Raw genomic sequence first — 21775 nt, forward strand, 5'->3', positions numbered from 1 at the left:
ACTAGACCTAAAAAAAATAGAGATGAAAGCATTACGCATACTTATTTTGTTGATCCTAGCGATTCCCGTTTTCGCTCAGGAGATACCCGTCGATATCAATAACATTAGTGATCAGCAATTAGCGCAGATTATGGTGAAGTACCAGTTGCAAGGTTTAGCGCCAGAAGAAATCGACCAGGTGTTGAAGCAAAAAGGGGTTCCAGCTGATCAAATCATCATTTTAAATCGCCGCATTGCTTCTTTAGATCCATTAACGGGGTCTTCACAGAACGCCTACAAGACGAAAACGTCAGAGGAATTTACGGTTCCACGTAAGAAAATTGAGATATCGGGGCCCTCTGCTGCGCCCTCTGGTTTGCGCGTGTTTGGATCTGAGATTTTTGAAAACCAAAACCTGAGCTTTGAGCCTAATTTGGCGATTTCTACGCCGCGGAATTATTCGATTGGTGTGGGAGATGAGCTGATTGTGGATATTTATGGCTTAAGTGAAAGCACGAAAAAGCTGAAGGTGAGCACGGAGGGATATATTCGTTTCCCTAATTTGGGACCCATTAAAGTAAGCGGTTTGACGATCGAAGAGGCGCAGGTTCGCATCAGAGAAGCGGCTGGTAAAATTTACACGACCATCGCGGGCGGCAGCACGAAAGTGATGGTATCTCTAGGTCAATTGCGTTCTATTCGAGTAACTTTAGTGGGCGAAGTGAAGAAGCCTGGGAACTATTCCGTTTCCTCTCTTTCTACATTAATGAATGCATTGTATGCATCAGGAGGGCCATCTGATTTAGGTTCATTCCGCAAGATCGAATTAGTGCGTAATGGGAAAACGATTACGACTTTAGACTTATATGATTTCCTATTGAAAGGGGATTTGTCGAAAAATAGAATCTTGCAAGACGACGATGTGATCCGGGTAGGAACCTATGAGTCACGTGTGGCGGTGAGCGGCGCAGTGAAGAAGAAGGCTTTGTTTGATGTGAAGAAGGGCGAAAATGCAGCAGATATCTTGCGTTATGCGGGTGGCTTTGCAGATGATGCATTCAAGGAGCGTATTCGCGTGAAGCGGATGGGTGCGACTGGGTTTGAGGTTTTCTCCGTGAAGTCTGATGGTCTTTCGACGTTTCAATTACACTCTGGAGACTCCTTGGTGGTAGATGCTTTGGCAAATACCTTCACTAATCGGGCCTTTATCGATGGGGCCGTGTATTATCCAGGGGAATATGGCTTGAATGAATTTACAAACCTGAAAGACTTATTAACAGCCGTTCGCGTGAAAGAAAATGCGTTTACAGAACGCGCGCTTTTGAGTCGATTGAATCCTGATTTAACGCCGGCTGTGCTGCCTTTTAATGTGAAAGATGTCCTTTCAGGTAAGACCGATATTCGCTTGCAACGCGAAGACAAAATACATATTTACCCCATCACGAGTTTACGTGAGGCCTATTCTGTGACGATAAACGGGGAGGTAAATCGCCCGGCGACGTTTACTTTTGCGGACAATATGCGCGTGCAAGATTTAATTCTGTTAGCGGATGGTTTTAAAGAAGGGGCATCGCGTTCTCGCATCGAGGTTTCGCGTCGTTTGTTATCTACATCTTCTACTGATACGACGGCTTATTCGATTATACATTCGATTGATTTAGGTTCAGCTAAGGCGGAGGATTTGAACTTCGTATTGCAGCCTTTTGACATTGTTTCCGTACGTAAATCACCTTCGTATCGTACGCAAATCACAGTTTCGGTAGAAGGAGAAGTGCTGTATCCAGGAAATTATACCTTATCTGGAAATAAGGAGCGACTTTCTGATATTATTGCGCGTTCCGGTGGTTTGAAGCAAACGGGTTATGCAACGGGTGCGATTTTATTGCGTAAAACGCGAGTGAATCAGACGTCTGCGGATGAGGCGCTGTTCTCTTCCAAGATCAATACGATTTCAAATCAATCGAAGCGTAGCTCTGGCAATTCATTTGCCGCAACTGATACCGCGAAGATTGCATCGAACGTGAATGGTTTGTTAGTGGATCAAAAGCCGGTAGGTATTCGCCTTGCGGAGGCAATGGAAAAGCCAGGTTCGCTTTATGATATTATTTTAGAAGAGGGTGACGTGATCAAAGTGCCTAAATTAACGCAGACGGTGCAGACTTTTGGGGCAGTGAATGTACCACGCCAAATCGCCTACCACAGCGGTTTAGGTTTCCGTCGCTTAATCTCAGAGTCAGGTTGGTTTGCTCCTAATGCAGCCCGCCGTTACGCCTACATGGTGCGTCCTAATGGCGAGATCAAAACAACAAAACGCTTCCTATTCTTCCGCTTCTACCCTAGCCTAGAGCCAGGTGCGGAGGTATATGTGCCTGCTAAGAAGGATAAGCGTCCTATTTCAACGCCAGAGTATATCGCGATGGGAACGGGCTTAGCATCTTTAGGGGGCTTAATTATCGCTTTAATTAACACGGTGAAATAATGGCAGACAAGAAAACCATCGTTTTAGGAGATGTCATCGAATCAATCAAGCGATTCTTTAGCTACTTGCGTTCACAGGTTTTAATGATTGCCTTATGTGCTGTCATTGGCTTTGTTTTACCACTGGTTTACCGCGTCATGCAAAAGCCGGCTTATGCGGCGTCTACGACGTTTATCCTAGAAGAGAAATCTGCCGGTGGCGGGGGTTTAGCGGGTATTGCATCTCAAGTAGGCTTGGATTTAGGTAGTTTAGGAAGTGGTTCGAGCTTGTTTACAGGCGATAATATTTTGGACATCATCAAGTCCCGCGTTATTATTGAGAAGGTATTGTTGACGCCTATTTCAGGGAATTCAGGTAATACCTTAGCGGATTTGTATATAGAATTTTCTGGTTTAGGAGAGCGTTTGCCGGTTCCTGTTTCGTTTGCTATTCCGGCTGATTCTGCCGCTATTGTGCCGGCGCATTCCGTTTATCAAGATTCAGTCTTGTATGTGATGTATGAGCAAATCGCGAAGAAAAACGTGTCTGTGGATCGCCTGAACAAGAAGGGATCTATCTTCAAGATTGTAACGGTTTCCCAAAACCAGGTGTTCTCTAAGAATTTTGCAGAGCGTTTGTTAAAAGAGACGACGACCTATTACGTGAATGTGAAAACGAGCACTGCAGCTGCGAACGTGAAGCGTTTGCAGGCGCGCGGAGACTCTTTGTTACGTGTTTTGAATGCGAAGTCCTATAACGCGGCTTCTTTCCAGATCCTAGATCCGAACGTGGCTTACAAGTCCATGTCTGTTCCGGCGGAAGTTAGTTCACGTGATAAGTCCATTGTCTTCAGCATCTATGCCGAAGTGACGAAAAACTTAGAGATGAGTCGCATCGCCTTGGTTTCTCAGACGCCTGTGATTCAACTACTGGATGTGCCTAAATATCCACTGATGGATGATCGCAAATCCTATCTGTTCTTAGGATTCGCTGGATTGTTTGCTGGTATTGTAGTCGGATTCTTCCTTTGCCTCTACCTTTATACGGATAAATAATGCGTCGGGTGTTTCTATTGCGCGCTTACGGAGATTTTGCGATAGCGGTGCAAGCCCTTGCCGCAACAGATACTATCGTTGCATCATTGCATTTGAAACCTTTATATGATGCGCTGATATCGCGAGGCTGTATTTATCCTCGTATTATTGACTTTGTTAATTTTGGGATCACAGGATCGCAATTAAATATATTTACGAATAAGACGTTTTTCAGTATTGACACATTTCGTCAATTATCGAAAATCAGGAAATATATAAGCGCGAATCCAGGAACGTCTGATTTTGTGGAACAAAGTGTACGCTTGGGGCTATTGAATTTCTTTACGGGTCATTCGTTTAAAGCGATTTTCGAAACAGGGGAGCCGGTTTATGCGGCTTATGCTTTGCCTGCACAGGGTCTGGAAAGAAAAGGCGACAAAGTATTGATTTTGCCGGATGCACGATTGCCTAAGCGTGTCATTCCTTCCTCGATTTTGGCGCGAATCGATGGTCAAGTAGCGCGGTTCGGTTCAGATTATGCTTCGTTCGAGCAATTAATTGATTTGATACAGGCGGCAGATTATGTGGTGACTTCAGATTCATTGCCCTTACATTTGGCCTATCTATGCCGCAAGCCCCATTTCATTCTATACCCTGATGGGGGCAAGCAGGATTTCTTTACGCCGGACGCCTTAGCTTCTGGATCTTTCAGTACATTTAGCCAATTCGATCATGTTTAAGCGCGCGTTCGTCCTTTTTGCGGAACATGAGACGGAGCGTAAGTCACACGTGGAGGCGATGCGATCCGCGCTTCCTGCGTTAGAAGTGGTGGAACCAGTATTTCCGTCACGAGTGCACGTTCCTTTTTTAGAGGCTTTGATTGAAAAATCTTACTCGCGGACCGGTAAGGGATTATTGCCTACAGAAATTGGGGTGATATTGAGCCACCGCAAGGTGTGGCGTATTATTGCACGGGAAAGTTCAGAGGAGCATTTTTTGGTACTAGAATCCGATAGCCGGATCTTAAAGCCGGAATTTTTAAAGCCCGAAACCGTGAAGAAATACGATTTTTTCTTCTGGGGAGCTTGGAATGGTTATACTAGTTTGAAACGCTCCACGAAAGAAAATGGCGTGGGCGAACCCTTGATTAAGTCCGTTTATGGGGCTTATGGCTATTCCTTGAATGCGAAAGCGGCGCGGTATTTGTTGCGAAAAACGGCGCGGGTAGCTTATCCGGTAGACATGTACAAGCGATTTGTGGATCCCTCGGAGATTTCTCTTGGTGCCATTGTCCCGGAAGTGATTTCGACCTGGCGCACATCTGATTCGCTGATTCGACGGGAGAGTCGCAGGCATCTGTTGACCGCTGAATTAATTCGGATGATTTTCTATTGCCGAAACACGATACAATCGTACTTTTGTTAAATATGCGTACACCTAAATCCATCGTTGCGATTACTTGGGACGGCAAGTCTAGCCCCATGGACCACATCCATTTCGATGTGGAGCCCGCTTTCGATTGGTTATTGTACGATTACAGTGGTGCGATTACGGAGGCACCCATGTCCGTAGCGCATTATCTATCTATCAAATCAGAATGCAAGGGTGATGTGATGCAGAACATTTATGCATCCTTGGTTTCAACTCCGCTGACCTATATCGGTTTTCTAGATGATGATCAAATCATCTCGGTTTCCGATCTGAACAAGCTCTTTTTCATTGCATCATTAGAGAAATTAGACGTGTTTCAGCCTAGCTTGAACCACGATTCTTACTATCATTTACGCCAATTCATCCACAAACCAGGGTACTTGGTTCAAGATACCTGGTGGGTGGAAATAATGTCGCCTTTCTACAGCGAGGCTGTTTTTCAGGCCGCTGGACCTCATTTCAAGCACTCGATTTCCGGTACGGGACTTGATGTGTATTTGATCCCGACGATTCAACGCCTGATAGGCAAGACCAAAACGGCTGTGGTGCACGGAGTGCAACTAAAGCATGCGCGTCCGATTCGTACGGACAACCGGGTGTTCTCGAATGGGAAGACCAATCTAGAAGAGATTCGTCATGTGCAGGGCGTTTGCCGTCAGATGGCCGCCGAAAATCCAGAACATTTCGACTCGGATTTTCATTTTCATGTGTTAGACCGTCGCTATGTGCACGGAGTGCCTTTGGCCTATAAAATCCAACGTATTCCGCGGATGATTCGAAACCTATATAAACTGATCGTGGACGCGAGTTACCGCTAATGGAGACCCGGAAAAATGTCTTTTATAATGTGTTATTAGCGATTACGCAGGTATTATTCCCGCTAATCACGTTTCCGTATTTGGCTCGTACGCTAGGTCCAGAGCACGTGGGAGTCTTGAATTTCGCGGAGAGTTTTGCCAAATATTTTGTTTTATTAGCCGCCCTAGGAATTCCTATTTATGGGGTGCGCGAAGTGGCCAAAGCCGCATCAGATCGCACATTGTTAACAAAGACGTTTAGCGAAATTTTCATTATCAATGCGCTAGGGACCTTACTCTTAAGTCTTGTTTTTTTAGTCTTTATTATAGCGGTCCCACAGCTCGCGGCTGAGCAATCACTGTTCTCTTGGGCGCTGGGCTACTTTATCCTACAAGTCTTCCAATTAGAATGGTTCTTCAGCGGGATGAACCAATTCAAATTCATCGCTATTCGTTCCCTCGTCATCCGCCTCTGCTTCATTGCCGCGGTGTTTCTATTCATCCGAAATACAAATGACTACGTGAACTATTTCCGGATGCAGGTGGGATTAGCCGTGATATTAGCTGCATTTAATGGAAAAAGGCTATGGGATTTGCTCGATTTTTCTAGCTTCTCTTTTGCAAACCTGGAGCTGAAGAAACACATCAAGCCGATGGCTTTGCTGTTTTTAACCATCTTCACGATCTCCGTTTATTTCTCGCTCGATACCATCTTATTAGGCTTTCTAGCAGATAATGAAAGCGTGGGTTATTATTCCTCTGCTTTGAAATTAAACCGCCTGTTTATCGGCGTCTTGAGTGCGATTTCGGTGGCGATGTTCCCGGGATTAGTGAGTTTATACCACAAGGGAGAGAAAGAGGCCTTCGTTTTACTCGTGAAACAGTGTTTTTATGTACTGGTGAGCCTTTCGATGCCTTTGGTGTTAGGAATCGTTACCTGTGCGCCGGAGATCATCCATATATTGCTAGGAACAGCCTTTGATCGCGCGATCTTACCATTGCAAATCACGGCGCCGTTGATCTTGATCATCAGTATGTCGGGGATTTTTGGCTTCCAAATCCTCAGCGCCGTAGGCAAGGACAAATCCATTCTGATCTCTGCGCTAATCGGGATGTTTATCAGTATTATATTGGCGTTTCTTTTAGTTCCTACGCTGAAAGAAGAAGGCGCCGCCATCACGATTCTGTTGACTGAATTAGCGGTTTGCATCGCCTTCGTTTTCTTCACTCGCAAGGAGATTTCACTTTCGAATTATACCACGGTTTTCTTTCAACAATTGCTGGGGTTGGTTCCGTATCTAGGAATCGTGTTTTTGTTTAAGCTCTTTGTTCCTACGCTATTATTGCGTTTGCTGGTGATAGGGGTATTTTCGTTGACGTGGTTTGTGGTGTTACAACTGTTTATCTTGCCGGATACAGTATTCCGTACACAATGGAATCGCCTAGCGGATCGCTTTAACAAAGAGGAATAAACTAGCGCGCAGCTGGAAATAGGTCTTCCCGTATTCCGCGTACAAATCGATTTGATCCTGAATTTTCACCTTGTTCATATAAGGTAAATCCAGATTCGTATACAGGCGTTTCATCGCCGCTTTCCAGGTAGCAAAATCTTTCATCACCGGAACCCCATCGTATAAGGCTAGGTTAAAGTCTAGCAAGGCTTGTCTTTCCTTAATCTTTCCACCTACTTGCTGGTTTGCGTGGCTGCGGTACTGAAATAGTTTTTCTGGGTTTGCTTTGAGGGTATTTTTTGCCGCAAAGTAGAGTCCAATCCAGCCGTCGTGCAATAATCCGGGTATCTGGGGGATGTCTTTTTCAAGGAGTTCTGGATTTCGCTTAAAAGCTAATCCCGCGCCCGTCACCACATTGTCTACGCGTCTTTCGAAATCCGTTAGTTCAACTTGGCCATATGGAAAACCAATAATATCCCATAAAGTCATCCCATATTGCGTTTCACCTACTTCATCAATGATATCTGCATTACTAAAAACGGCATCTGCATCAGGATTCTCTTGGAAAAAGGCCAGCGTCTTTTCGACCTTGTTTCGCAACCAAACATCATCCTGATCCGCCAGAAAAATAAGATCCCCCGTCGTCTTGCGTAGGCATTGCTGCATATTAGCTACCGTGCCTAGATTCTTTTCATTAAAGTGGAGCTGAATTTGTGGATTGTCGGCTGCATAAGCGGCTAAAATTTCCCGCGTGCCATCCGTCGATCCGTCATCGCAGACGATAATTTCGTGAACGGGAACACTTTGGCCTAAAATCGAATCCATTTGCGCCTTTAGATAAGCCGCACCCTGGAAGGTGATCATGGAGACGGAGAGTTTCATAGGATACAAATGTACTTACTTAGCCCATTCAAAAAAGGGAATGCACGGCACTTTTTTGCCTGCGATGTGTAAATCCTCCGTTTGATGGGAGGTAACGAACGTGGTAGAGACTAATTCGACGGTGGACATCGCTTCTTCCATACCAGCCATTTCCCGCGCTAAATTGTCTTTATGTATTTCATGGCATACCTGAACAGCATGGTATTGACCAGCTAACTGGTAAATAAAATCACATTCGTGGTTTTCTTTATAGTACCAAATCTGATTCGTCTTCCTGCGGATCTCTAAAAAGACTAAATTTTCCAAAATCCGGCCCTTATCTTCGTGTAGTTGGGTCGAATTCTGTTGTGCGAATTTCGTGTCTATCGCATAGATCTTCTTTTCGTTTACCTGTTGTTTTCTAAAGCTAAAATCAAATTTAGCAATACTGAACAGCAGGTAGCTGTCTTCGTAAAATTTGACAAAATTCGAAACGGTATTAACGGACTTTATGCCATAGCTTTTAGCTAACTTATTCAATGTATAAGGTCTTGCGATGTTATTGAGCAGGTGCAAGGCGATAATCGTCAATTCTTGTACGTTACGAATCCCGTTCCGCACGGCGATGTCTCGTTGAATAATATCTTTAAATAATTCGGTATGGTAACGCGGTATATTGAAGGCAACAAATTCCGGAAATCCGCCCATTTCGATATATTCTTGGAAGGAATCTGCCGTAGGCATCTGCTTCCTGAACCGACAAAATTCCCGAAACGAAAAGGGGAATATTTCATGTGTTATATGGCGCCCGGTTAACAAAGTGCCTAATTCTAAACTCAATAATTTCGCGTTTGAACCCGTGATTGCATAGCGATTTCCTCTCTCTAGCCCTTGTCTAATATAGGCCTCCCAACCATCTATCTGTTGAATTTCATCAAATTGAAATTGGTGGATAGTGGGCCAAATCTCCTCAATTTTATAAAAATCAGGTACTTCAAAAGTGCTAAAACGAGGATCATCAAAATGAACATAGCCTACCTTACTTTTGTCTTTGACTAATTGCTTTAACAGCGTACTTTTCCCTGCTCGACGTATGCCGGTCAAAATAACCGCCAAGGGCACGTCTAATCTAATTTCAGGACTACTATCTCGATCAATGGTGCCGTCTTGCTTGTTAAAATAAAGACGTTGGTCTTCTAAAAGGGATTTTAGTTCGTCGTGAAGCATAGCTTACAATAGTTTATATTACAAATATATACTTTTATATATTAGTAATGCAAACTTTAATTTTTTAGTCTTTTCTCCCCTTTTGTTCAGCACCGGATTATTCCTAACTTTGTTTATGAAGTTTTTGCTGTCGCTTTGTTTCGTTTTGTGTTTGTTTGGGACTCCAATATGGGCCCAAAACGCCATCCCCGTCGGATTCTCTGACATCGATGAGCAAGTTCGCAATCTGCAACTCTTAGGTAAAGTAGACGCGAATCAGTCCATGCTGGCCAGGCCCTTTTATTCTACGGGGAAGCAGAGCATGCAAGACTTATATCGTTTGATCGATCCCTCCGCAAATGATTCTATTAAGAGCTATAAAAAAGGCCTATTTCAGGCTATTTTATTGCCCGCTTCTCTCTCTCAAAAATTGAACACCTCCCGCCCTTATGGCTGGAACGACCAGGCGATGTCCATCTCGAATGGCTATCAAATGCAGGCCAGTGCTGGTTTTTATGCACGATTTAGCATTTTGCATGTGCAGTTCAAACCTGAATTTATACATACGGGTTCGGCAGATTATGAAACTAGCGACGCGTGGGGAGAAGTAAATCCATCGTTAGATCGACTAAGTCTAGGACAATCTTCTGTACGCTTAGAGGCGGGGGGGATTTCGCTAGGCGTATCGAACCAGAATCTATGGTGGGGGCCTGGACACTATTCTTCGTTACTGATGACGAATAATGCGGCTGGATTTCAGCATTACAGCTTGAATACCACACGACCTTTGAAGACTCCGATAGGATCCTTCGAATTCCAATTGATTTTAGGCCGGATGACAAGAGATTCCTTGCAGGGCTTTGAAAACAATGCCTTGAAAAGACGTGATTTGTCTCATAATCCAAAGAATCGCCAATACAACGGGATCATCCTGACCTACCAGCCGCGGTTTATGAAAAACGTCTTCTTCTCCGTTTCCCGTTCTTTTCAAAATTACGAGGTGCCACTGCCCAACGCGAAATTTATGAACACCTACTTGCCGGTGTTGAACAATCTATTCAAGAGCGATTATAATGATGATACACTGAGCAAAGACCAGATTTTAAGTTTTTCCACCCGCTGGTTAATGCCTAAAAATCATGCCGAAATCTATGCTGAATTTGGCTATAATGATGCCAAAGAAAATTTACGTGACCTCTATTTAGATATGGGTCATGCCGCTGCTTGGATGGTTGGTTTTAAGAAATTACACCCACTGAATTCAAGGTCATTCATATCTGTGCAAGCTGAGGCAATAAAAATGTCTGAAACTCCCTCATATTTAATGCGTCCAGCAGGGAATTGGTATGAACATGGTCAAGTCTATGAAGGTTTTACAAATAATAACCAGATTATTGCGAATGGGGTTGGTCATGGGAATGATGCACAATCTTTTGCCATAAGCTGGAATCAGGGCTGGACTAAAATAGGGCTTTCTTTTCAACACGTCTCAAATAAGCCATACACCTATGCTGGCGGAAATGCGGTTTGGCTTAGAGATACTAAATGGGATGATTTTGCCTTTGGGTTTCAAGGGGGATATCGCTATAAAAAATTGTTATTCACAGGTGATTTTAAATGGGTGAATTCTTCGAATTATTTATGGGAAAAGGATCATTCGAAATCAAACCTGTATGCTTTCATTAACACGATATTTTTATGGTAAAGTATATAGTAGGTCTTTTGCTGGTTACGTGTTCTTTATTCGGTCAGACGACTTTATTGGATGATATTTCATTGACAGATGCTCTAAGGAATGCTCAATTAATGAATGGTGCAGATTCTTTAAAATACCAGAACCAATCTTTTATGATTCGTTCCACATCAGCATTACAAGAACTAGAGTCGGTGGCATTGAAAAAGTCATTTCAGCTTGAGAATATTAGTTTTAGCCATACAGTACAAAATAATAATGTGATGCCTTTAGGTTATAATGAAGGGACATTATATCCGGCAGTTGGTTTTCAACGTCGGTGGAGCCTAGGGGTTCATTTACGATGGAAATTCTTAGACATTAACTTGCAGCCAGAATGGGTGATCGCGGAAAACTCTCCACCGCCTGTTTTTATTGGGAATCCACAAGACGGGAATTATATTACGAGGATATTTTTCATGATAAATAATCAAATTGATTATTATAGTCAATTTGGAGAAGCTCCTTTGAAAACCTTTTTTCCTGGTCAATCTAGAATTGCATTCCAGCTAAAGAATATTTCAACGGGAATATCAACCGAAAATAATTGGTGGGGGCCAGGATTTAAAAATAGCTTGATGATGACCAATGAAGCATCTGGGTTTTTACATTATTTTTTGCAAACACGCAAGCCGGTAATTACTCCTGTTGGCTCATTTGAAGGGAAAGGAATCGTAGGTATGCTAGAAAATCCTAGTATGCTATCACCTGAGGACAAGTATTTTAGACCGCTATGGGCTGGAGGCATTGAAAATAAGAATAATTCAGTGAGAATGCTGAAGGCATTTATGGTCAATTGGCAACCCAAGTGGGTGCCTAATTTCTATTTAGGCTATTCTTTTGCGCAGCAAAATTACTTCACGAATGATGGGCCACAATCGGGGAAACCATTTGTGGAGAATCCAAAAATGCAATTAGGGGCATTTCTTTTCCGATTTGCTCTTCCTAGGGATCATGCTGAATTTTTTGGAGAATTTGGTCAACCAGATAAACTAGTGGGTCCGTCGAGCTTCTTTGGAGATTCTACTAAAACAGGGTTTATTATAGGTGGTCGTAAGCTTTTCCCTTTAGGAAAAAGAAAGAAATCATTTATCGAATTTGAAATTGAATTTGCACAATTACAATTAATGAATCCGGCTTTAGTCATCAAGGCAACGGCCGGAGAACCCAATCGTTTTAGCTGGTATACTAGCACTGAAGTACGTCAAGGATATACACAAAATGCTAAATTACTGGGGGCATCTATTGGGCCGGGATCGAATAGTCAAACAATCAATTTAAGCTGGCATAGAGGTAACAATTTAATCAGACTACATGCGGAAAGATTAGTGAAAAATAATGATTTTTATGTGTATCAATATTATGGTAGCGGCTACACAAATCGCTATTGGGTCAATTTGATGACTGGGGTAGAGGCGCAGATACAAGTAAGAAAATATGTACTTTTGGGCGGATCAGTATTCCAAACTTCAGTCAATAATTATATGTGGGTGAGAATAGAAGATGGCTCTGGCTGGTCAGATTCATCAACCAAATCCGATTATACGAATTTACAATGGCAAGCATCAATAAAATATAATCTTCATGGAAGCCGTTAAAAAGCTGTATTTACAGGCTTATTTTTTTGTAATGGCTTTATACGTATTCTTTAACAAAGGAATTGCCTACAGTTTTTTTGCCGAAGCGATTTGGGTAGGCGGATTTATCATTCTATTTATTACTCGTAAAGACTATACGTTCGGCTGGGATAAGCGGACAAAAATTCTGGCATTTTTCCTCCTAATAATGGTAGGTTACATTGCTTGGGGTTTGCGCTCCTATACGCTCTTCGATGTGATAAGAGATTCGTTTATAATTCAATACGCCTGGTTTGCCTTCTTTGTCTTTTTATTTAAGGATTACCAACAAAAAATGTGGGAATACCTGATTTTAATATACACATGGTTTCCCCTGTTTGCTTTTTTTAATTTTTACATTCAAAATTTTTCCGAATTTTTTGATAACCGCGTTTTGTTTGGTTCCGTGCCTTTCGCCCTCTATAAATATGGCGATATGGGGGTGCATTTATTAATTTCGACCCTTGTATTAATTCTATTTTTAAGCCATCGTTCATTTCGTTTTCAATTAATCATGGCCATTGCCATTGCATTAAACTTACTGATAATTACGGCCTATTCTAGGTCTGGTATGCTCGCTTATTCTATAGGCTTAGGACTGTTTGCCTATTTTACCAAACAACATGAAATACGGACACAATTAAAACAATACGCCCGCTTTTTACCTTTGGTGTTACTTATTGTACTCCCCTTATATGCTTCTATTAAAGTGAAAGATAATTTCCAAGGAAGAAAAGTAGGAATGGATCAATTGGTCGAAAATGTAGGATCTATTTTTGGGGTAGGGAAAGATGCTACTTTAGAAGATAATAAAATTTGGCGTTTAGTATGGTGGGCGAACATTTTGGATTACAGTACTAGTCCGGAATTTGCGTTACAAGGGAAGGGATTTGGAATGAGTTTGGCGGAGAGCGATGTCATTACAACTGATTCTGAAGACCTACGGTCGCCACACAATTTTAATTTAACGATATTAGCTAGATTTGGTTGGCCACTATTTTTATTATGGTCCTATTGGCTTTTTTGTCTATTCAAGCCTATGTTTCAAAGGAAGTTAACTGATCGCCAGCTGATGATATCCTGTGTGCTTTTTACTTTTTGGCTAAATGGTAGTTTTGATGTTTTTCTAGAAGGACCTATGGGTGCATTCCCATTTTGGACTTGGGTAGGGTTGTATTTACTGGGAGATTTTTTCCCTGAGCCTTCAGTTTCAAAAGTTTAGTACGCGTTCTGGTCGCCCCTGAAGAAGTTAATGACGGTCTGGAGGATGATTTGGCAATCTAACCAAAACGACCAGCGGTGAATATAACTCAAATCAAAGTCTACGCGATCCTGCATATCTTCCGTCGTCCGCGTTTCCCCTCTGCACCCATTTACCTGCGCCCAGCCGCTAATTCCCGGCAAAACGATGTGGCGTAGCATGTAATTATCCACGGTATTCATCGATTCGATATTCAGGGGAGTCGGGTGCGGACGCGGTCCCACGACAGACATATTGCCGATTAATACATTCCAAAACTGCGGTATTTCATCCAAATTCGTCTTGCGCAAGAAGGCCCCAATACGCGTAATGCGCGGATCATCTTTTTGCGCCTGCTGGTAATTTCCCTCTGCATCTACGTCCTCACTTTCCTGCACCATCGTGCGGAATTTATAGCAAATCAAGGTCTCATTATTCAGTCCCCAGCGTTCTTGTTTGAAGATGACAGGCCCTTTGGACGTCAACTTAATCAACAAGGCGATCAGTGGAAATAGAATCAGGCCAAAAGTCAGGAAGAACACCAGCGAGAACGTCACATCAAAAATGCGCTTCAAAATTCGGTTCTCCAAACGATCCAGCGGTAGACGTCCCACGTTCATCACGGGCACTTGTCCGATCGTTTGAATGCTGACCGAGGAGGTCGCATATTGTTTGAAGTCAGGCAAAATACGGACTTTGGTCCGGTAATAATCACAAATACTGATGCAGCGCTGAATGGTCGAATAGTCGTCCGTAGGCAAGGCAATCACGACTTCGTCCACGTAGCGCGACTTCAAAATCAAGTCCAGCTGGCTGATTTTGCCTAAATAATCACAACCTGGAATATTGTTCATCTCGTCATCAATCAGGCCCTCGACCTTATAACCGTAGTAATAATACTTCTGTACCGTATCGTAAAAATTCTTCGCCGCGGCGGTCGCACCCACTAATAAAACCACGTCATTCATCCGTCCTTGGTAAAAAGCAGCGTGGCGATTCTTCCGTAAAATGTATTTGGTGATGGCCGCTAAAAGGAAATTAGCGCTAATAAAATAGGCAAAGAAGTGGAAATCATAGGCCCCAGTCGGCTTCAAAAAGAAGAGACTGGAACTGAGCAAAATCGTAAATAAAATCAGGTGGTAAACGATGAAAATGATCTCCTCCGCAAACTTATTCGAGCGTCGATCCGCATACAATTTCGAAAAAGAGGAGACAAAATACCACAATACGAGCGAAAGCAGGCCAAAAGCCGGATTCCATTGATCTATATGCCCCGTATTCCAAAGCGCAAGCGAATAGGCTGCAATGACCACAAGGGCATCGTTCACATAGCGAATCAGCGCAAAACGGTTGGACTTTTTGTTCATCGAAATCTTTATCACCCAAATTTACAACATTGCGCCCATTCCTCCCTAAATTTGTCCATGCTTAAAAAGATGTTTTTTTTCTTTCTGACAGCACAAATCTACGCCCAAACCATTCCCGTGGGCCGGCCAGATTTTTCTGAAGAGCGTCTCCGTAATCAACAATTGATCTCCGGAGCCACTTATTCGTTTACTATACGGCCGATTTCAGATTCGGCCGCTACAGGTCTGCTACCCGCCACTGTCCTGAATCAGCTAAATACCTACGCCCCCTTGGGATGGAACGACGGCGCGATGATCCCGGCGAAAGGTTTGCAAACTTATTTAACGGCAGGTTTTTTTACCCACTACAAAGGCCTAAGTCTCCAGCTGATGCCGGAATTCGTCTACGCGGAGAACCGAGACTTCGGAACTTTTTCCCTTCAAGGCCCTCAGCGCGCTCCCATGTTAGTTTTGTGGAATAGCACAGACATTCCGGAACGCTTTGGGACCTCTGCCTATTCCCGTTTTCGTTTAGGCCAAAGTGCCCTCCGCCTCTCCTCCCGCTCCGTCTCTGTGGGTATTTCCACCGAGAATCTCTGGTGGGGTCCGGGTTTCCGCAACTCCCTTCTCCTGTCAAACAATGCCCCAGGCTTCTTGCACGGGACATTCAATAGCGTCAAACCGCTAAAAACCTTCCTGGGCTCTTTCGAATTCCAGCTGATTGGCGGGCGCTTAGAGGGGTCTGGGGTACAGCCTTTGGCATCCGATTATATAGTCAACGGCATCAATTATTTAGAGCCTAAATCCACGGATGCCCGCTACATTTCTGCCCTCACCTTGAATTACCAGCCGCGCTGGGTACCCGGACTATTCCTCGGTTTCTCCCGCGCTTTCCATCTTTATACATCTGACATGGGCTCGGGCTTGACGGACGTGTTTCCGTTCTTACTGCCCTTTGAAAAAAAGAATCTTCCGCTGGAGGATGCGAAGCGAAGAGACCAGTTAGCGTCCTTGAATGTGCGCTGGGTTTTTCCGGCCTCCCATGTCGAGCTCTACGGGGAATTAGGCTATAATGATTACAAGAATAGTTTTTGGGATTGGTTAACGTCCATGGAGCATTCCAGGGCCTATATCCTAGGTTTACGCAAGGTGTTCAAACAGTCTTCCGGCCGGTATATTCGCCTGGCTTTGGAAAACACCACCCTGGAAATGACCGCTGATCGCCTCGTACGCAATAATGGCCCCTGGTATCGCCACGATTTTGTTCGCCACGGCTACACAAACGAGGGTCAGGTGCTAGGTGCCGGCATAGGTCCCGGATCAAACCTCCAAACCTTTGACCTCGCCTTCGTTCGCCCCGCTTCCATCGCCGGTTTTTCTATCGAGCGCTACGCCCACAACATGGATTACTATTACGACGCGTTTAAAACCTATGATGCGAAATGGGTAGACCTGATGTGGGGTGGATATTACCAAAGAAGAATCCAGGCCTATTCCCTCACCGCCAAATTAAATTTCGCCTGGATGCGCAATTACCAATGGGTGCTCGACCAGCACGTACTGAATGCCCAATTGCAATTATCAGCAACTAGATATTTTTAGCTTCCAGAACATTATTTCATTTATTTTTAGGTAATTTCGATTTCTTAATTCGAAGCCTACATGAAAAATATTCTTATCGTATTGCTAATCAGTGCTTTAAGTTCTTTCGTTGCGCCTGCAACTAAGACCATTTCTGTCAAAACGGATCCAGCGGGAGCAGAAGTTATATTAAACGGTTACTTCGTGGGGAAAACCCCCATCGAAATTAAGATCGACGAAAAGCAATACAATTTTCTTTCGATTTCGAAATCTGGCTACAAGCGCCAGCGTGTCGAACTGAAAGGAATTAATAAAGAAGTCGAGGTGAAATTAGAGAAGGATCTCTAAATAGTAGCCAGCGCCTGTTCTAGGTCAGCCCACAAATCATCTACATGTTCTAAACCGATCGAGAAACGCAATAAGTTTCCCGGTGTCGTACTTTGCGGTCCTTCAATGGACTTGCGGTGTTCCACCAGTGATTCTACGCCACCTAAGCTCGTCGCTTGTTGGAAAATCTGCAGTTTACCCGCCATCTCCCTCGTTTCTGTTTCCCCCGTTTTCACCTGCAAAGCGATCATGCCACTGAATCCTTGAGGCATCTGTTTTTTTGCCAAAGCGTGCTGCGGATGTGATTCCAGGCCAGGATAATGCACTAATTCTACCTTAGGGTGTTTTTCCAAACGCTTCGCCAGTTCCAACGCGTTCGCACTGTGCTCTCTCATTCTCAAAGGCAAAGTCTTCAAACCCCTCGCTAATAAGTAACAGTCCAACGGATTAGGAGTCGCACCCATCAAAATCTGCACTCTTTCAATTCTTTTCGCCCACTCATCATCCTCTTTTACTAGCACTGCCCCGCCCATGATGTCCGAATGTCCGCCGATGTACTTCGTCGTCGCGTGCATCACGAAGTCCGCGCCATGAGCGATGGGATTTTGGAGCACTGGTGTGCCCATCGTATTATCCACGCCTAATTTAAGTCCGTGTTTTTTAGCAATGACTGACAGGCCTTCAATATCCGTTATGCTCAGCATCGGATTCGCCGGTGTCTCCGCCCAGATGAGCTTTGTGTTTTTTTGTACCGCTTTTTCTACCTGTGCCAAATCCGTCATATCCACCTGCGTCACTTCTAGTCCCCAGGGACCCAAAATCTCTTCCGCCAGTTTGTACGAGGCATAATACCCCACTTCGGGCATTAAAATATGGTCACCAGATTGTAGGCATTGGAAGACGGCGTTGACGGCGGCGAGGCCTGAGCCGAAGGCGAAGCCTCGCGACGCCCCTTCTAAGGCCGCCAGGCCTTTTTCAAGTGCCGTGCGGTTAGGGTTGGAGTTGCGAGAATACATGTGACCTTTCGGATACGTTCCGTCCAAAGCCCGTTCAAAAGTCGTCGTCAAAAACACCGGCGCCGCAATCGCTCCCGCCGTCTCATCCTTCAAATGACTCCCATGTACCGCAATCGTCTCCTTTTTCATCGCTGATTTTCTCTAAGCTTAAAGTTTTTACCTAAATACAAACGACGAACTTGTTCGTCATCCGCTAATTCTCGTGGCGTCCCCGCCTTCAAAATCTTACCCTCAAAAAGCAAATAAGCCCTATCCGTAATCGATAGCGTCTCATCCACATTATGATCCGTAATCAAAATCCCAATATTCCGGTATTTTAACTTCGACACTATCGTCTGAATCTCCTCCACCGCGATCGGATCGACCCCCGCAAACGGCTCATCCAACAGAATAAACTTAGGATCCACCGCCAGCGCCCTCGCGATCTCCGTTCTTCTCCTCTCACCCCCAGAAAGCACCTGACCTAAACTCTTCCGCACATGCGTTAAGGAAAACTCCTCCAAAAGGCTCTCCACCTTCTCTTTCTGCGCCGCCTTCGACAAATCCGTCATCTCTAACACCGCCTGAATATTTTCCTCCACACTCAGCGTCCTAAAAACCGACGCCTCCTGCGCTAAATACCCGATTCCAAGCCTTGCCCTCTTATACATAGGCAAGTCTGTTACGTCCAAATCATCCAAGAACACTTTCCCCTCATTCGGCTTCACCAAACCCGTAGCGATGTAGAAGGAAGTCGTTTTACCCGCGCCATTTGGCCCCAACAAACCCACAATCTCCCCTTGCGCCACCTGGTACGAAATGTGATCATTCACTAATCGTTGGCCGTATTTCTTGACTAAATTCTCTGTCCGTAAAATCATGCCTTAAAAATACGAATTATTTCGATGTTTTCCCTTCTTGCCCCCTCGCTCTCGTCTTTAAACCCTTTTAGCGCCCTGATTGTTCAGCCTGGCCTTGCTGTTCAGTATGATTTGGTTTTCTACATGGCCTTTCTGTTCAAAATGGCTCTGATTGCGTAGAATCGACAAATGGAGAAATAAATCGTCTGGCGTAAAAGTCGATTTTCAGGTATTGACAGATTGTGTCAATAGCGCGAGTATCCTCCGCCGGCGGAATGCGCTGTAAAAGGCTATTTTGTGAATAATTGCGCGAGTCATTAAAGTCGATTTTTCGGTATTGACAGATTGTGTCAATACCTGAAAAGGCCTCTGAGTGCCTCGAAGATATTTCAACATTATGCCCTTCCAGGCATTTCTGGGTTATTATGGTAATTGTTAGCAGGTTTGCATTAACCCATTCTTCTACTCCGGACTAAGCGACAAAGTCGCGACTAAGTCACGAAGTGACGACCAGATTGCGCAGCAATGACTTCGCGGAGCGACCACGACCAGATTGCGCAGCAATGACTACGCTCAGCGACTCCCGACTAGAGACTAGTGACTGCACGAAGTGCTACAATACCACCCCACTAACCGAATAGCGAGTAGGCGAGGAGAACCAGCGCAAAGCTTGTGAACCTGAAATGGTGTAGGAAACCACGCGACCGGAGATGAGGTGCATGGAGAGTTTTTTGGAGGTAATGTAAATTAAATTCTCAGAAGAGATCTCAAAATCTACCGTAGATGGTCTGCCGGCTGAGTCTAAAGCGATTTGGAAGGAACGAACGGGAAGGTCTTCGCCTTTTTTCAGCACGTAAAGGATCAGGCCTGGGGCGCTGTGATTCTCGTAGCTGAGGGCGTAGGCAGGTTTGTTGAGGTCGGCTTCTTGGAAGAGGGCCCATTCTTTGGCCAAATCCACCTGGGCCGAATCAATCACTTCTGCTGTGCCATCTAAGATGACGGTCTTTTTTACCGAAAGGGGGGAAGATGATAGGCGATTCAGCTCCTTTTTCCAGTCGTAGAAATGGGTAGCCGGCTCCGGGGAGGGGGTGCACGCAACGAATGTCAAAAAGAGTAAAAGGCTGAGGCGAATCATCCCCCCAAAGGTAAGAAAATTTTAGGCCGAGAACACATCCTCAATGGGAATCTTCAAGACTCGGATGAGGAGGTAAATTTTGGTGGCGTTGGGATAATGTTTGCCGGATTCCCAATAATTGTAGGCACTTTGGGAAACTCCTACGGCAGAAGCGACTTCTTGTTGTGTCATCCGTAATGTCAAGCGGGACTTGATCAAAACGGTCGAAAAGACTAGTTTGGTTTTCATATTTTATTAGTGGTTAGCGTTTTATTTTTGATAATATTCAGAGAATAAATGCAAAAACAAAACTATTAACACTTTTATCCTAAACTTTATAAAAACACTGATAATGACGCGCAATGAGGGTATAAAAAAAGTCCTCAAAAGACAAAATTGGCTTTTGAGGACTTTTTAGACTGCACTTTAATTCAACTTATTTCACGTTGTACTTGTACTTATAACGCTCAAAAAGTTGGGAATGTTTGTTGTCTAAATTCAAGGCGCGGCCCTGAATGAAGGCATGAGTTAAAACGCTCGTGCGCATGTCTAACACATCACCTGTTGAGATGATTAGGTTCGCGTCTTTGCCTGATTCGATACTGCCGGTGCGGTCTGAAATGCCAAGGATTTTTGCGGCATTTAGCGTGATCGCTGAAAGCGCTTCTTCCTTTGTCATCCCGTAAGCTGACATGGTTCCAGCGTGGAAAGGCAGGTCGCGCTGGCGCCAGTTTCCATCGCCGCCTTCGAAGCCTACAGAGAATAAGACGCCTGCTTTTTGTAACATTCCGGGTGTCTTGTACGGCTGATCTACGGCGTCATCTTCTGCAGCGGGAAGGCTGTGGATTTCTCCCAAAATCACCGCCACCTTATTCTCCTTCAAAATATCCGCAATCATCCAACTGTCTGTGGCTCCCACTAGGACAAGTTTGAAGTTGAATTCTTTGGCAAAATTAATCGCCGCTAGCATCTCCTTCACTAAATCACAGTGCACGAAAAAGGGCTTGCTTCCGTCAAATAAGCCTCTCGTAGCTTCGAACTTCAAGTTCGTGCTTGTATGTGTCTTCTCGTTTAGATATGCTTTTGCTTCCTTAAAAAAGGACCGCGCCTCTTCGAGGCGCGCCAACCCCGCCGCCACTGGATCCGCGTTTGCTCCTCTTCTTTGAAAAGCAGCTGGACGGTTAATCAAGGCTGGCATCTTAAAGTGAATGCCATTGTCCATCGCGTAAGCGGCATCTTGCCAGTTCCATGCGTCTAATTGCACGACGCTAGAAGAACCGGGAATCATCCCGCCTTGCGGCGTAATTTGCGCTAATAAAACGCCATTCGAACGCACCGTGTTGATGATTTTCGAATCGGTATTATAGGCTACGATCGAACGGATGTTCGGGTTCATTTCGCCTAATTCCTCGATGTCAATGGTCGACTTCGTAGAAGCGAATTCCACCAAACCTAAGCTCGAGTTAGGGGCGATTAAGCCTGGATAGACTTGCTTTCCTGTGGCATCAATGCGTTCTACGTCTCCTGAAATAGTCACAGGAGTGGCAGATACGGATTTGATTTTGCCTTTTTCGAGAACGAGCGTGCCGTTTTCGATGATGGTTCCGTTGCCCACGTGGATGGTACCGCCGGTGATGACGATGGTCTTGCTTTGGGCAGGGGATGGGTGCATGGTTTCTTGTGCGAATGCAGAGATCCCGCTAAGCGCAAAGAAAAGAGTATATATGATCTGTTTTTTCATCTTAAA

The 21775-nt window shown here is 44.5% G+C and carries 19 protein-coding genes; 11 read left to right on the top strand and 8 right to left on the bottom strand.

What is annotated here, in order from left to right; translation table 11 throughout:
• Window positions 1-22 precede the first annotated feature (22 nt).
• From EWU21_RS05555 to EWU21_RS05580, 6 genes are read left to right on the top strand one after another with little or no spacing between them, the layout of a single operon-like run.
• Entirely contained in the window at window positions 23-2458 is a 2436-nt protein-coding gene (locus tag EWU21_RS05555; RefSeq protein ID WP_130895814.1) for an SLBB domain-containing protein, read from the top strand.
• A complete protein-coding gene (locus tag EWU21_RS05560) occupies window positions 2458-3492 on the top strand; it encodes a hypothetical protein (protein WP_130895815.1) in 1035 nt (344 codons plus the stop codon). Before EWU21_RS05555 ends, EWU21_RS05560 begins: the two co-directional genes overlap by 1 nt.
• Complete coding sequence (locus tag EWU21_RS05565; RefSeq protein ID WP_130895816.1) at window positions 3492-4211, top strand: hypothetical protein; 720 nt, start codon at window positions 3492-3494, stop codon at window positions 4209-4211. Before EWU21_RS05560 ends, EWU21_RS05565 begins: the two co-directional genes overlap by 1 nt.
• A complete protein-coding gene (locus EWU21_RS05570) occupies window positions 4204-4896 on the top strand; it encodes a glycosyltransferase family 25 protein (RefSeq protein ID WP_130895817.1) in 693 nt (230 codons plus the stop codon). Before EWU21_RS05565 ends, EWU21_RS05570 begins: the two co-directional genes overlap by 8 nt.
• 2 nt (window positions 4897-4898) lie before the next feature.
• Window positions 4899-5720, top strand: a complete 822-nt coding sequence (locus EWU21_RS05575) for a hypothetical protein (RefSeq protein WP_130895818.1) — start codon at window positions 4899-4901, stop codon at window positions 5718-5720.
• The gene (locus tag EWU21_RS05580) at window positions 5720-7171 is read left to right on the top strand and encodes a flippase (protein WP_130895819.1); all 1452 of its coding nucleotides are present in this window, start codon (window positions 5720-5722) and stop codon (window positions 7169-7171) included. Before EWU21_RS05575 ends, EWU21_RS05580 begins: the two co-directional genes overlap by 1 nt.
• Here the strand turns inward: EWU21_RS05580 and EWU21_RS05585 are convergent.
• Window positions 7142-8032: a glycosyltransferase gene (locus tag EWU21_RS05585; RefSeq protein WP_130895820.1), complete on the bottom strand. Its 891-nt coding sequence runs from the start codon at window positions 8030-8032 to the stop codon at window positions 7142-7144. The two genes, EWU21_RS05580 and EWU21_RS05585, sit on opposite strands and share 30 nt — an antisense overlap.
• Window positions 8033-8047: 15 nt before the next feature.
• The gene (locus tag EWU21_RS05590; RefSeq protein ID WP_130895821.1) at window positions 8048-9238 is read right to left on the bottom strand and encodes an ATP-binding protein; all 1191 of its coding nucleotides are present in this window, start codon (window positions 9236-9238) and stop codon (window positions 8048-8050) included.
• A 115-nt stretch (window positions 9239-9353) separates the two neighbouring features.
• Between EWU21_RS05590 and EWU21_RS05595 the strand changes: the two genes are divergently transcribed.
• From EWU21_RS05595 to EWU21_RS05605, 3 genes are read left to right on the top strand one after another with little or no spacing between them, the layout of a single operon-like run.
• On the top strand, window positions 9354-10922 hold the full coding sequence (locus tag EWU21_RS05595) for a capsule assembly Wzi family protein (RefSeq protein WP_130895822.1): 1569 nt from the start codon (window positions 9354-9356) through the stop codon (window positions 10920-10922).
• Window positions 10916-12547 carry a hypothetical protein gene (locus tag EWU21_RS05600; protein WP_130895823.1) on the top strand — a complete coding sequence of 544 codons (1632 nt, stop codon included), beginning with the start codon at window positions 10916-10918 and terminating at the stop codon, window positions 12545-12547. Before EWU21_RS05595 ends, EWU21_RS05600 begins: the two co-directional genes overlap by 7 nt.
• Window positions 12534-13787, top strand: a complete 1254-nt coding sequence (locus EWU21_RS05605) for an O-antigen ligase family protein (protein WP_130895824.1) — start codon at window positions 12534-12536, stop codon at window positions 13785-13787. Before EWU21_RS05600 ends, EWU21_RS05605 begins: the two co-directional genes overlap by 14 nt.
• Here the strand turns inward: EWU21_RS05605 and EWU21_RS05610 are convergent.
• Complete coding sequence (locus tag EWU21_RS05610) at window positions 13784-15172, bottom strand: undecaprenyl-phosphate glucose phosphotransferase (protein WP_130895825.1); 1389 nt, start codon at window positions 15170-15172, stop codon at window positions 13784-13786. The two genes, EWU21_RS05605 and EWU21_RS05610, sit on opposite strands and share 4 nt — an antisense overlap.
• A 69-nt stretch (window positions 15173-15241) precedes the next feature.
• Here EWU21_RS05610 and EWU21_RS05615 point away from each other — a divergent pair, with 69 nt between their 5' ends.
• Both EWU21_RS05615 and EWU21_RS05620 read left to right on the top strand, forming a co-directional pair.
• The gene (locus tag EWU21_RS05615) at window positions 15242-16753 is read left to right on the top strand and encodes a capsule assembly Wzi family protein (protein WP_161566478.1); all 1512 of its coding nucleotides are present in this window, start codon (window positions 15242-15244) and stop codon (window positions 16751-16753) included.
• A gap of 60 nt (window positions 16754-16813) precedes the next feature.
• Window positions 16814-17080, top strand: a complete 267-nt coding sequence (locus EWU21_RS05620) for a PEGA domain-containing protein (RefSeq protein WP_130895827.1) — start codon at window positions 16814-16816, stop codon at window positions 17078-17080.
• Here the strand turns inward: EWU21_RS05620 and EWU21_RS05625 are convergent.
• The 5 genes from EWU21_RS05625 to EWU21_RS05645 all read right to left on the bottom strand — a co-directional run bounded on the left by EWU21_RS05625 (window position 17077) and on the right by EWU21_RS05645 (window position 21769).
• Complete coding sequence (locus tag EWU21_RS05625; RefSeq protein WP_130895828.1) at window positions 17077-18204, bottom strand: trans-sulfuration enzyme family protein; 1128 nt, start codon at window positions 18202-18204, stop codon at window positions 17077-17079. The genes EWU21_RS05620 and EWU21_RS05625 overlap by 4 nt on opposite strands.
• Window positions 18201-18935, bottom strand: coding sequence for an LPS export ABC transporter ATP-binding protein (gene lptB, locus EWU21_RS05630; protein ID WP_130895829.1), 735 nt, complete (start codon window positions 18933-18935; stop codon window positions 18201-18203). Before lptB ends, EWU21_RS05625 begins: the two co-directional genes overlap by 4 nt.
• Window positions 18936-19527: 592 nt before the next feature.
• Window positions 19528-20049: a hypothetical protein gene (locus EWU21_RS05635; RefSeq protein WP_130895830.1), complete on the bottom strand. Its 522-nt coding sequence runs from the start codon at window positions 20047-20049 to the stop codon at window positions 19528-19530.
• Between the two features lie 21 nt (window positions 20050-20070).
• Entirely contained in the window at window positions 20071-20277 is a 207-nt protein-coding gene (locus EWU21_RS05640) for a helix-turn-helix transcriptional regulator (protein ID WP_130895831.1), read from the bottom strand.
• 187 nt (window positions 20278-20464) lie between these two features.
• Window positions 20465-21769 carry an amidohydrolase family protein gene (locus EWU21_RS05645; protein ID WP_130895832.1) on the bottom strand — a complete coding sequence of 435 codons (1305 nt, stop codon included), beginning with the start codon at window positions 21767-21769 and terminating at the stop codon, window positions 20465-20467.
• Window positions 21770-21775 lie beyond the last annotated feature (6 nt).

Source organism: Aquirufa antheringensis, assembly GCF_004307425.1.
Taxonomy (GTDB): Bacteria; Bacteroidota; Bacteroidia; order Cytophagales; family Spirosomataceae; genus Aquirufa; species Aquirufa antheringensis.